This window comes from Micromonospora foliorum (genome assembly GCF_022229015.1).
Classification (GTDB): domain Bacteria; phylum Actinomycetota; class Actinomycetes; order Mycobacteriales; family Micromonosporaceae; genus Micromonospora; species Micromonospora foliorum.
Genome location: NZ_JAKKFF010000162.1, coordinates 1 through 11037 on the forward strand (window position 1 = coordinate 1; position 11037 = coordinate 11037).

Genomic DNA, 11037 nt, shown 5'->3' on the forward strand with positions numbered 1-11037 from the left:
GGCGCCCAAGGCGCCACCGGCGTCCAAGGCCCGCAAGGCGACGCCGGCATCCAAGGCGCCCAAGGCTTCCAAGGTGCCACCGGCGCTCAAGGCACACAGGGCGCCACCGGCGCCACCGGCGCCCAAGGTTTTCAAGGCACTCAAGGTGTGCAGGGCGCCCAGGGAGACGCCGGAATACAAGGCGCCCAGGGTGCCGCAGGTGCCCAAGGCTTCCAGGGCGCCCAAGGTGCGCAGGGCGCCCAGGGAGACACGGGAACACAAGGACCCCAGGGCCTGCAGGGCCTACCCGGACCGGTGGGTGCCCCGGGCCCCCAAGGCCCGCAGGGCGTGGCGGGCAACGGAATCCAGGCCGCGTACATCCAGGGGCCGCTGACCGTGATCGCAGACACACCTGTCAATTTCGGCTGCGAGCCCGGAGACATTGCTGTCGGAACCGGATATCAGCTCTCCGGTGCAGGCGTCAACCCGGTGCTCATCCAGCCACTGACAACCAGTGGCTACCAGTTCACCTTTACCGGCGGAGGCGCCGACATCTGGGTCTCCTGCATTTCACTCGCCACACCGCTGGTACTGGGGGCTCCGTCCAACACGTCGGACCGGGCGACATCCAACAGTAGTGAGACCAACCGGCCGAACAGCAGGTCGAGCCGCCCCGTTATCGTCGAGGAGGAGAAATGAGCATGCGTCAGATATTCGGGTCGCTCGCCTGCGGTGCGGTCCTGCTGACCGGGGTGACGGCATGCAGCGACAAGCCTGCCGAAAAGCCACAGACGAACAACGCCGGCAACACCGACAGGACGGACGGCGGCACCGAAGCTACGCCAGCGGATCTGCTCAAGCTCGGTGTCGAGCAGGGCCAGGCCGGCAACTTCGACGCGGCGAAGGCCACCTTCGAGAAGCTGCTGGACGCCGAGGCCGACAACAAGTTCGCCTGGTTCAACCTGGGCTACATTGCCCAGTCGCGCAACCAGGCCGACGAGGCGATCAGCAACTACGACAAGGCACTGGCGGTTGACGCCAACTACAAGCCGGCCCTTTACAACAAGGCCATCGCACTGGAAGGCAAGGCACCCACGACGGCGATAGACATCTACCGCAAGCTCGTGTCGATCGACAACAAGTCGTCAACCGCCTACCTCCGACTGGGCATGTTGCTGTCCCAGTCCGGTGAGGACGCGGCAGCGCGGGACGCCTTCAAGACCGCGATCCGTCTGGACAAGGGGCTCACCGAAGCCGTTCCTGCGAAGTACCGCACGACCCCTACCGCCCGGTCCTCGACTCCGGCGGGTAGGTGATCGGCTCGATGCGTACGCCTCGCGTAACGGTGTTCACGGGGAGCAACCGCACCCGCTTCATCGACGAGTGCTTCGAATCGCTCGTCGCGCAGACGTTCACCGACTGGGAATGGGTGGTCATCCTCAATCAGGGATCGCGTTGGCGGCCCGAGAGGCAGGACGACCGGATCCGGCTCATCGTCCAGGACAACCTGAACGGCGTCGGCGCCGTGAAGGGGTACGCCTGCGCCGAGGCCGCCGGTGACATCCTGGTCGAGCTTGACGACGACGACCTGCTCAGCAGCGACTGTCTGCAAGAGATCGTCGACGCCTTCGACTCCAACCCGGAGGTGGGGTTCGTCTACAGCGACACCGCGCAGATCCAGGAGGACGGCGGTCGTTCTGAGGACCGTTTCGCGAGTTCGTTCGGTTGGCGGCACTACGACGACAAGGTGGACGGACGCGAAGTTCTGGTCTGCCGGGCACTGCCGCCGACACCTCACAATGTGAGCTACATCTGGTACGCACCGAACCACGTACGGGCATTCCGCCGGGACATCTACGAGAAGGTCGGCGGGTACGACGAGTCGCTCGACGTCGCGGACGACGCGGATCTCATGGCTCGGATGTACCAGGTGAGCGAGTTCCATCACATTCAGAAGTGCCTGTACCTCCAACGGATGCACGCCAAGAACACGCAACGCATTCCGGATGTCAACGCCCGCATCCAGCAGCGCACGGTGGAGATCTACGACCGGAACATCCAACATAATGTGCTGGCCTGGTCGCGGCGGCAGGGGCTCCTGGCGCTCGACCTGGGCGCCGCCCACAACAAGCCGGAAGGCTATCTCGGCCTGGATTACCACGGCGGGTCGGGTGTCGACATCGTCTGCGACATCACGAAAGGTGTCGACCTCCCGGACAACAGCGTCGGGGTCATTCGGGCGGTGGACTTCCTGGAACACATCCCGGACAAGATCGCGCTGTTCAACGAGCTGTACCGACTGCTGGCGCCGAACGGGATGCTGTTGTCGCTGACCCCCAGCACGGACGGTCGGGGTGCCTACCAGGATCCGACCCACGTGGCGTTCTACAACGAAAACTCGTTCTGGTACTTCACGGACGCCAAATACTCTCGGTTCGTACCTGAAATCAAGTGCCGATTTCAGACGTCGCGGCTGGTCACGTACTTCCCGAGCGAATGGCACCAGGCCCACAACATCCCGTACGTCTCCGCGAATCTCATCGCGATCAAGGACGACGCCCTGCGCAACGGCGGCCTGCTGAACATATGACCGTCGGGTCACCTGCGGTCCATCGGTCGACGGGATCAGTCGCTGGGCTTGTAGTGGTAGGTGCGCCCGCCGACTCCCTGGGTGAAGCCTTCCGGCCAGAGGCCGAGCGACAACGCGGTGTCGACGATGATGGCCATGGCGATTCCGGTCGGCTCCTCAGGTACTGCCGCGCCGCCAAGCGACAAGTCGTCCGGCACCCAGAGGTCTATCTGATGGCCCGAACCTGCGCGCCGACGTAGTTCGTCGCACAACGCCTCAACCGACTGCGGCACACTCATCCGCGGATGACATCACACGCGGTGGCCGAGCACCAACGGACCCATGGCCGGGCCGGACCTCCACTACGTACTGTCGTCTCGTGGTCGACACCGATCAGGCGGTCCAGATCGCGATGCGATTCCTGGCCCGCCGCCTCGCCGAACGTCAGGACCCGCGCGAGCCGCCGAGCGTGCAGGGGGTGACCGTCGAGCAGGTGACGACGGTGACCGGTGCGCGACGTTGCCACGTTGTGAGTTTCGGTTGGCCGCTGCGGGTGGCTGTCGACCAGGAAACGGGCGACGCCGACATGCTGCGATAAGAGGCGGAAGCGGCTCGCAGTTGTGCCCATCCGGCGGTGGTCCAGCCTACCGGCGGTCCAGTTGTCGACCTGGAGAAACGGCAGAAGCCCAGGCCGATGACCTGGGCTTCCGTGCCGAGCCGCCTGACGGAATCGAACCGTCGACCTACGCATTACGAGATCAAAATGGCTGCCCCGCCGACCTGGTCACACGGCGGTCTAGCAGCGGAATTGCCTCTCGACATCTCGCACCACTCCCCCGCCGTCCGTCGACCTCGTGCGAACTAGATGCGGACCGCTCACCTCGGGCTCGTGGCAAGCCGTGGCGGGGGCGGGTCGCGGTGTCCCATATTCAGTCCCGGGACCACTCCGGGGACCTACCAGTGCCCGCCCCCCGTAGCCGCGCTGTCCCACATGGGTTGCTCTGACCGGCCAACTACGGCGCACCGTAACAGGCGGTTACGACATGGAAGGTCCTGGGCCGGGGATTGCAAGAAGATCGCGGATGGCTGGTCAGGTGGCTGCTTCCCTGGTCAGCCCGTCTGTCGTTGTCGGGTGGCGTCGGCGTCAGCGGGTGGTCTTGGCTGTACGGATGGCTGTACGGGCGCGTTGGCTCTTCAGGTTCACCCCGCGCTCGTGGCTGGTGGGATCTCCCCGGTCGGGCAGGCTTGTCCCTGCCCGAGGTTCCCCGGCTGGGCCAAGGCTCGCCGTAGGCGACCGCGAAGCGGCTTGGCCTTGGCGCAGCCGGGGGTTCTCGGGTAGCCGTCTCGGTGCGCGGGCGAGGAGATCCCACCTGCTGGCCGTCGTTTCTTCGGCGGATCTCCGAGGAGGGTCGGGGTTCGGGGCGGAGCCCCGAGGTCCTTAGGTTCCGGCTAGTGAGTACGCCAGTCCAGGGCGTCGAGCAGGGCTCCTGCCACGGCCAACCGGTTTGTCGCACCGATCCCGTCCAGTGCCCTATGCATAATCTCCTCGGCGTCCTCGGACAGTTCCTGCGGACCCAGCATGGGCAGCATCAGGATGAGCCGCTGCGCCCAGGTCAGCCGTTCATCCGGCAGCGCCGCCGCGGCGAGCAGCTCCACCCAGGTCATCGCGGACGTGAACCCGTGGCCCTCGACCGAGGTGACCACCTCTGCTGGCCGGCCCGGCCGCTCCTCCACGAAGTCGATCCCCGCCTCATCCTCGACGTTGCGGTACACGATCCGCAGCCACACTTCTCCGTGGAGCCGAACCGAAATGACGGGCCAGCGCTCGGGGTCGTCGAGGACGGCGCCCATCGCGTGGTAATCAGCGGCCTGCACCTCGAAGGCGGCCTCCGACTCCGGGTAGGCACCCAGAGGTCCCGACAGGTAGTGCCACCAGAAGGCGGGGTATCCCACCACGCCATCTGCCGCATACGCGGTTGCGTCGCACTCGGTCGTGTAGTCAGGCGGGGCCATGGCTTTGTAGCCGGGGATCGTGAACGCGGGTCCGATGATCAGCGACATGGCCAGCATCTAACACGAATCGAGATTTCCGTATCTTCGTCCGTCAGCGCCGGCCGGCCGGCGCGGCCCGCTTGCGGGCCGCCTTGATCGGTTCTGGCAGAACCTGCGCCGGGCGGTTGGCTGGAACGTCGAGTACGCCGGTGCTGTTGAGCCGCAGCGACGGCTTGCCCCGCACGCGCACTTCGCCATCCGGGGCACCATCCCCCGCGCACTGGTGCGTCAGGTCGCCGCCGCGACGTATCACCAGGTGTGGTGGCCCTCGGTCGACGTACGGGTCTACGAACCGGGGCAGGCGCCGCAGTGGAACGCCGATGCCGCTGGCTACACCGACCCGACCACCGGTCGGCTGCTGCCGTCGTGGGATGACGCCCTGGACCTGGTCGACGCCGACCCCGACGCGCAACCCGTGCACGTCGCCCGCTTCGGTGTCCAGGTCGACGCCAAAGGCGTGCTCGCCGGCACCAAGGACGCCGATCGGTGCGTCGGGTACATCACCAAGTACCTCACCAAACAGGCCGCCGACTGCCACGACGTGACCACCGGCCGGCAACGGGCACACCTCGATCGGCTCTGGCAAGAACTACGTCACACGCCGTGCTCGGAGCGATGCGCCAACTGGCTGCTCTACGGCGTCCAACCCAAGAAGGCAAAGCAAGGACTGCGACCCGGCAACTGCAAGAACAAGGTCCACAAACGCGAAACCCTCGGCATCGGTGGCCGGCGCGTCCTCATCTCCCGCCAATGGTCCGGCAAAACCCTCACCCACCATCGCGCCGACCGCCGCGACTGGGTCAAGGCGCTCCTGGGCGTCACCACCGACGCCGAAACTGCGCCGGCCGGTGGCGAGCAACGGCACGCGTGGGAACTCGCCAAACCCACCGACCCCGACGTGGCGCCGCTCGGGCATCGGGTTCTGCGGGCGATCTCCGAGCGCATCCAATGGCGCGTTCAGCTCGACACCGCCAGACGCAACCAGGCACCGCCCGATGTTTCGGCAACCGTCACGACGCAGGAGAAAGCCTTCCTCGGCATCCCGGTGAGCACCCTCTACCAGTGGCGGTACCGCAGGATCGGACCCAAGGCGTCCCGGGTGGGCCGACACCTGCGCTACGACCCGGCCGACGTGCGGGCGTGGCTCGCCAAGCAGGCGGCGTAGTCGTGAGCATTGAGAAGCGGCCGAATCGGAAGTGGCGGGCACGGGTCCGGGATGCCTCCGGTAAGGAGATCGCTCGGCACTTCGATCGGAAGTCGGATGCGGAGCGGTGGGAGGCGTCGGCCAAGGCTTCCATCACTCGGGGCGACTGGATCGACCCCGCTCGGGCGAGGGTGACCGTGGGCGCCTGGGCAGCGCAGTGGATGGCGGCTCAGGTGCAGCTCAAGCCGACGACGCGTGCCAGGTACGAGGTACCGCTACGGCGGCAGGTGTTTCCGACGTGGGAGGACTTGCCGCTCTCGGCACTCTCGTACGCAGAGGTAGCGGCATGGGTCCAGCGGCTCACCGCGTCCGGCCTCGCTCCGGCAACGGTCCGGTACGCGCACCGGGTGCTGTCACTGGTCCTGGCTCACGCTGTCCGGGACGGCCGCATGACTCGGAATCCGGCAGAAGGCGTGCGGCTGCCTCGGGTGGTCAGGGAGGAACCGGTGTTCCTCGACCACGACCAGGTGGCGCTGCTCGCGGAAGCGTGTGGTCGGTACGGCCTGCTGGTGCGGTTCCTGGCATATACCGGGCTGCGGTGGGGTGAGGCGTCCACGCTGCGGGTGTCGCGGCTGGATCTGCTGCGGCGGCGGGTGACCGTGGCGGTGGCGTTCGCGGAGGTCGGCGGGGAACTGTTGGAGGGCACGCCGAAGAACCATCAGCGTCGGTCGGTACCGATTCCGCGGTTCCTCGTCGACGAGCTGGCCGCGCACGTAGCTGGGAAGCGACGCGAGGATTTGGTGTTCACCGCTCCGAGCGGCGGGCCGCTGCGCAAACTTCCGGCCTTGGATCTTCGCGCCGGCTGCGGCATCGGTTGGGATGGCCGGTCTGACTCAGCACGACCTGTGGCACACGGCGGCGGGTCTGGCCGTGGCGGCGGGTGCGAACGTCAAGGCGGTTCAGCGGATACTCGGGCACGCTTCGGCGTCGATGACGTTGGACGTGTACGCGGGCCTGTTCGGTGACGACCTGGACGCGGTTGCCAACCGGCTGGACGAGCCGGTCGCGGCGCGGAATGCGGACTATTTGCGGACTGGCACGGCCGGTGGCGGTGTCGTCGACCTCGGGAAACGGTGAAGCCCAGGTCGATGACCTGGGCTTCCGTGCCGAGCCGCCTGACGGAATCGAACCGTCGACCTACGCATTACGAGTGCGTCGCTCTAGCCGACTGAGCTAAGGCGGCAACGATCAGCAAGTGTACGGCACCCCGACGGCACCGGCCGCACGGGATACCCCCGCCGCGCCTGCCAGCACCAACCGGACATCGGCCGCCATCTGGACGCTTACCGGACAGCGGATGATCGGGTCCGGGACTACGCTGCGGCGGGTGAGCGACGAACGCGACCACCCCGACCGTCAGGACGAGCCCACCGAACGCCCTGACCGCGCTCCGGCCGGTGAACGCGCCGCCCACCGGCCGCGCAGCACCGACCCACTGGAGTTGGGCTTCACGCCGCGCAAGCCGGTGCCGTGGCTGGCACCGTTTCTGCTGATCAGCACCGGCATCCGGACGCTACTCGCGGTGCTCTTCGGGGCGTACCTCGACAAGCGCGAGTTGCAGAACGCGTTCGGCGACGGCGTCTTTCGCCAGGTCGGGCCGGACGGCGGGCTGTGGCTCGACTACGTGGCCGACCTGGGTGACGGCTTCAACGCCACCTACTCGGTGGCTTACCTGCTGGCGCAGCCCGAGCTGACCGTCGACGGGCACCGCCTGCCCCGGGCGCAGACCCTGGTGATGGGCGGGGACCAGGTGTACCCGTCGGCGGCCTACGCCGCGTACGAGGACCGGTGCAAGGGCCCCTACCAGGCCGCCCTGCCGGTGGCTCCGGCCGAGAAGCCCACGCTCTTCGCGGTGCCGGGCAACCACGACTGGTACGACGGCCTCACCGCGTTCCTGCGCTTGTTCGTCCGTTCCCGGGACCGCAACTTCGCGGGCTGGGGCACCGGGCAGTCCCGGTCGTACTTCGCCGTGGAGTTGCCGGCCGGCTGGTGGTTGCTCGGCGTGGACGACCAGTCCGGCTCGTACCTCGACGACCCGCAGCTGGCCTACTTCGACGAGGTGGCCCGGCGGCTCGGTCCGGAGTCGAAGGTGATCATCGCCGCGCCGGCGCCGACCTGGGTCAAGGCCGCCGACAACCCCACGGCGTACGACTCGATCGACTACTTCATCCGTACGATCATCGACCCGACCGGGGCGCGGGTGCGGCTGCTGCTCTCCGGCGACCTGCACCACTACGCCCGGTACTCCGGGCCGGACCGGCAGCTGATTACCTGCGGTGGCGGCGGCGCGTACCTCTACCCCACGCACAAGCTGCCGGAGCGGATCGAGGTGCCACCGCGGGACACGCTGGCCCGCAAGGCCAGCTCCGCCCAGCCGTACGACCTGGTGGCCCGTTACCCGGACGCCGCGCGGTCCCGCCGCTACGGCTGGGGCATCTTCCCCCGGTTGCCGTTCCGCAATCCCGGCTTCACCACATTGCTCGGCACCCTGCACACCCTGCTGATGCTGGCCATGGCCGGTGCGACGGCGAACTGGGCCGACAGCACCAACCAGCGGCTGTTCAGCGTCCCGCTGGTGGTGATGGTGCTCGTGACGGTGCTGGCGGCGGCCCTGTTCGCCAAGCCGCCGAGTGCGAGCGGCAAGCGTCACGTGCGGCACTGGATCCTCGGCGTCGGCCACGGCGTGGCGCAGGTGGCCCTGGCGGCGGCCGGCACCTGGGCGTGGTTGGCGCTGCCGTTCTACGACTGGCCGTGGCCGCTGCCGGCAGCCGCCGCGGCGGTGCTCTACGGCCCGGTGATCGGCCTGGTCGCCAGCCAGCTGGTGGCGGCGTACCTGCTGGTGGCGGGCTCGTTCGGGGTGAACGTCAACGAACTCTTCGCCGGCCAGGGCATCGAGGACTCCAAGTCGTTCCTGCGACTGCGCATCGACCCGGACGGCACGCTGACCATCTACCCGCTGGGGGTGGACCGGGTCTCCCGTGACTGGCAGGTGAACCCCGACCAGACCCCCACCCAAAGCTGGCTGATCCCCAAATCCCCCCTGACCCCCCACCTAACCGAACCCCCCACAGTCCTGCACTAACCCACCCCACTCCACCCACCCACCCACAGAACCCAGTTGATCAAGAAGTTTGCGTCACCTTGGGCCCGATTCCTGACGCAAACTTCTTGATCAACTCGGCTGGGAGGCGGGCGCCGGGCGGGAGGGTGCCGGGCGGGGCGGGGTTAGGGGGTGTAGTGCTGGTCGTGGGCTTGGCGGGGGGCGCAGACGGAGGCTCGGGAGCAGGAGCAGCGGGAGCCGTCCGCGTCCAGGCGTACGGTCACCGCGTCGCGCGGGACGCTGTGGCCGACGACCCGACCGTCGCCCTCAGGGGTGGAGACCCGACTGCCGACCGCCAGGGCGGTCTCCTGGAAACGCTGGTACAGCGGGTGCTCGTACTTGAGGCAGCACATCAGCCGGCCGCACGCGCCGGAGATGCGCAGCGGGTTGAGCGGCAGGTCCTGGTCCTTCGCCATCCGGATGGTCACCGGCTCGAAGTCGGTGAGGAAGGTGGCGCAGCACAGGTCGCGGCCGCAGGAGCCGATGCCGCCCTGCACCCGAGCGGAGTCGCGTGCGGAGAGCTGGCGCAGCTCCACCCGACAGTGCAGGGTCGCGCCCAGGTCGCGGACCAGGGAGCGGAAGTCCACCCGGTGCGGGGCGGTGAAGTACACGGTGCTGCGTTCACCGCCGCTCTCGGCGGAGCCGAGCACATGGTCGACCGCCACCACCTTCATCGGCAGGCCGTGCGACCGGATCAGCCGTTTCGCGGCCACCTTCGCCTCGGCCTTACGCCGACGCAACGCCTCGTCCCGGCGTAGGTCGTCGTCGCCGGCCAACCCGACCAGGCGGGGGAACCCGTCGGTGTCCTCGGTCACCCACTGCGCGGCCCATACGCACTCCGCCACCTCGGGCCCGTCATCGGTGGGCACCAGCACCCGGTCGCCCACCTGCGGACGCAACTCACCCGGGTCGAGGTAGTAGAGGCGCCCGTACCGGTTGAAGCTGACCGCGCAGAGCATGCCCATCCCCCCACCCTACGACGGCTCACGGCGTAAGGCGCACCGGCCGGCTACGCCCCGCTGCCATTCATGACCGTCGACTTGACCGATTGCCGGGCGTCCCGTCGTGCCGTTGCTCCTCGCCCGGACGGTTGAATCCGGGGCCGGGCAGGAGACAAGACGTGCCTCGGCGGCGTTGAGTGGAGGCAGACCTGCGGGGGGTGCAGGGGGAAGACCACGGCGTCGCCGTGGGCGCTGGCTCCGGTCAGGTGCCCGCGAGCGACGCCGTGGCCTGTCCGAGGCAACGCGGCCACGGCCGGCGGACCGAGATCCGGGCAACGCGGCCACGGCCAGGGGACCGAGGCCCGAGGCAACGCGGCCACAGCCGGAGTACCGAGGCCAGAGGCGACGCGGCCACAGCCGGAGGAACGAAGTCCGGGTTACCAGCCGACCCGGGTGGGCTGGTCGTAGCGGGGTCGCCCGTCCGTGGGCGGACGCCACGCGGTCTCGGCCAGGCTCGGCGCCCACTGTCGCAGCAGCGTCTCGGCGCCGTCGTACGCGACGCAGAGCACCGCCAGCACCCGTGCGGCGATCTCGGCCGCGTCGGCCACACCGGGCCCGACCGGACCGGGGCGCGTCGACGCGCCGGTGGCGGTGGCGGCGACCACGGCGACCGCTTCGGCCGAGCGGAGCACGTCGGCCAACGTGCGCGCCAGCGCGAGACGGCTGCCCTCCACCCAGTCGGCGAGGGCGTCGGCGTAACCGGCGGTGGATTCGAGGCGCCCGACCAGGCTGTCCGGCCCTTCGTCGAGGTGGCGCAGCAGCGCCGCCCGCTGTTGCCCGTAGGCCGTGGCGGCTGGGCCGGACCAGAGCACCGAGTCGGTGAGTGCGGTGGAGACCTCGTCGTACCCCCGGACGAGCCGGCGCACCGCGTGGCCGGCGCTGGCGAGCGGCACCGGGTGCAGGTCGAGGAAGCTGCGGACCGCGTCGCCCGGCAGCACCTGCATGCGGCGCAGCAGCGGCCAGACCCGGTGCCCCTCGGGGACGCCGGCCGCGATCAGTGTGTCGACCCGGCGGAGCAGGTCGAGGCCGGGCTCGGCGAGCCGGTCCAGCGCGTCCATCACGGTTCCCCGGCGAGGCGGCGGCGGGCCGCCCGGTCGACCTCGGCGTAGCGGTCGGCGGCTTCCCGCACCGC

11 protein-coding genes, 1 tRNA gene and 3 pseudogenes are annotated in these 11037 nt (G+C 68.8%); 9 read left to right on the top strand and 6 right to left on the bottom strand.

Annotated features, from left to right (window positions below):
* Window positions 1-225 (bottom strand): hypothetical protein (locus PSH25_RS13655; RefSeq protein WP_238659455.1); only part of this gene is annotated, 225 nt, incomplete at its 3' end.
* A 102-nt stretch (window positions 226-327) separates the two neighbouring features.
* Between PSH25_RS13655 and PSH25_RS13660 the strand changes: the two genes are divergently transcribed.
* The 3 genes from PSH25_RS13660 to PSH25_RS13670 are packed head-to-tail and all read left to right on the top strand — an operon-like array spanning window position 328 to window position 2569.
* A complete protein-coding gene (locus tag PSH25_RS13660; protein WP_238659456.1) occupies window positions 328-678 on the top strand; it encodes a hypothetical protein in 351 nt (116 codons plus the stop codon).
* Window positions 675-1295 (top strand): tetratricopeptide repeat protein, encoded by a 621-nt coding sequence (locus PSH25_RS13665; protein WP_238659457.1) that lies wholly within the window; start codon window positions 675-677, stop codon window positions 1293-1295. The genes PSH25_RS13660 and PSH25_RS13665 overlap by 4 nt, the downstream gene beginning before the upstream one ends.
* A gap of 8 nt (window positions 1296-1303) precedes the next feature.
* Window positions 1304-2569 carry a glycosyltransferase gene (locus PSH25_RS13670; protein WP_238659458.1) on the top strand — a complete coding sequence of 422 codons (1266 nt, stop codon included), beginning with the start codon at window positions 1304-1306 and terminating at the stop codon, window positions 2567-2569.
* Window positions 2570-2604: 35 nt separating this feature from the next.
* On the opposite strand, the gene PSH25_RS13675 is transcribed toward PSH25_RS13670, so the two are convergent.
* Window positions 2605-2847 carry a hypothetical protein gene (locus PSH25_RS13675; protein WP_238659459.1) on the bottom strand — a complete coding sequence of 81 codons (243 nt, stop codon included), beginning with the start codon at window positions 2845-2847 and terminating at the stop codon, window positions 2605-2607.
* Between the two features lie 80 nt (window positions 2848-2927).
* On the opposite strand from PSH25_RS13675, the gene PSH25_RS13680 reads away from it, so the two are divergent.
* On the top strand, window positions 2928-3146 hold the full coding sequence (locus tag PSH25_RS13680) for a hypothetical protein (RefSeq protein WP_238659460.1): 219 nt from the start codon (window positions 2928-2930) through the stop codon (window positions 3144-3146).
* A gap of 851 nt (window positions 3147-3997) precedes the next feature.
* On the opposite strand, the gene PSH25_RS13685 is transcribed toward PSH25_RS13680, so the two are convergent.
* Window positions 3998-4609, bottom strand: a complete 612-nt coding sequence (locus tag PSH25_RS13685) for a hypothetical protein (protein WP_238659461.1) — start codon at window positions 4607-4609, stop codon at window positions 3998-4000.
* Window positions 4610-4712: 103 nt separating this feature from the next.
* On the opposite strand from PSH25_RS13685, the pseudogene PSH25_RS13690 reads away from it, so the two are divergent.
* From PSH25_RS13690 to PSH25_RS13700, 4 genes and pseudogenes are all read left to right on the top strand, one after another.
* A pseudogene (locus PSH25_RS13690) lies at window positions 4713-5477 on the top strand (replication initiator); the annotation flags it as partial.
* Between the two features lie 150 nt (window positions 5478-5627).
* Window positions 5628-5765: pseudogene (locus PSH25_RS13695) on the top strand (helix-turn-helix transcriptional regulator); the annotation flags it as partial.
* Between the two features lie 176 nt (window positions 5766-5941).
* Window positions 5942-6211: pseudogene (locus PSH25_RS34180) on the top strand (phage integrase central domain-containing protein); the annotation flags it as partial.
* Window positions 6212-6623: 412 nt separating this feature from the next.
* Window positions 6624-6881: a site-specific integrase gene (locus PSH25_RS13700; RefSeq protein ID WP_238659462.1), complete on the top strand. Its 258-nt coding sequence runs from the start codon at window positions 6624-6626 to the stop codon at window positions 6879-6881.
* 32 nt (window positions 6882-6913) lie between these two features.
* On the opposite strand, the gene PSH25_RS13705 is transcribed toward PSH25_RS13700, so the two are convergent.
* Window positions 6914-6987: transfer RNA gene (locus tag PSH25_RS13705), tRNA-Thr, on the bottom strand.
* Window positions 6988-7131: 144 nt separating this feature from the next.
* Here PSH25_RS13705 and PSH25_RS13710 point away from each other — a divergent pair.
* Window positions 7132-8886: a metallophosphoesterase family protein gene (locus PSH25_RS13710; RefSeq protein ID WP_238659463.1), complete on the top strand. Its 1755-nt coding sequence runs from the start codon at window positions 7132-7134 to the stop codon at window positions 8884-8886.
* Window positions 8887-9029: 143 nt separating this feature from the next.
* On the opposite strand, the gene PSH25_RS13715 is transcribed toward PSH25_RS13710, so the two are convergent.
* Together PSH25_RS13715 and PSH25_RS13720 are read right to left on the bottom strand one after the other, a co-directional pair.
* Complete coding sequence (locus tag PSH25_RS13715; RefSeq protein WP_238659464.1) at window positions 9030-9869, bottom strand: PSP1 domain-containing protein; 840 nt, start codon at window positions 9867-9869, stop codon at window positions 9030-9032.
* A gap of 413 nt (window positions 9870-10282) precedes the next feature.
* Window positions 10283-10963: a hypothetical protein gene (locus tag PSH25_RS13720; protein WP_238659465.1), complete on the bottom strand. Its 681-nt coding sequence runs from the start codon at window positions 10961-10963 to the stop codon at window positions 10283-10285.
* Between the last annotated feature and the right edge of the window lie 74 nt (window positions 10964-11037).

Bases quoted from the DNA above. Each gene is read 5' to 3' on its own strand.
- PSH25_RS13675 (WP_238659459.1), bottom strand. From the start codon at position 2,847: ATGAGTGTGCCGCAGTCGGTTGAGGCGTTGTGCGACGAACTACGTCGG.
- PSH25_RS13685 (WP_238659461.1), bottom strand. From the start codon at position 4,609: ATGTCGCTGATCATCGGACCCGCGTTCACGATCCCCGGCTACAAAGCC.
- PSH25_RS13665 (WP_238659457.1), top strand. From the start codon at position 675: ATGAGCATGCGTCAGATATTCGGGTCGCTCGCCTGCGGTGCGGTCCTG.
- PSH25_RS13700 (WP_238659462.1), top strand. From the start codon at position 6,624: ATGGCCGGTCTGACTCAGCACGACCTGTGGCACACGGCGGCGGGTCTG.
- PSH25_RS13715 (WP_238659464.1), bottom strand. From the start codon at position 9,869: ATGGGCATGCTCTGCGCGGTCAGCTTCAACCGGTACGGGCGCCTCTAC.
- PSH25_RS13720 (WP_238659465.1), bottom strand. From the start codon at position 10,963: ATGGACGCGCTGGACCGGCTCGCCGAGCCCGGCCTCGACCTGCTCCGC.
- PSH25_RS13670 (WP_238659458.1), top strand. From the start codon at position 1,304: ATGCGTACGCCTCGCGTAACGGTGTTCACGGGGAGCAACCGCACCCGC.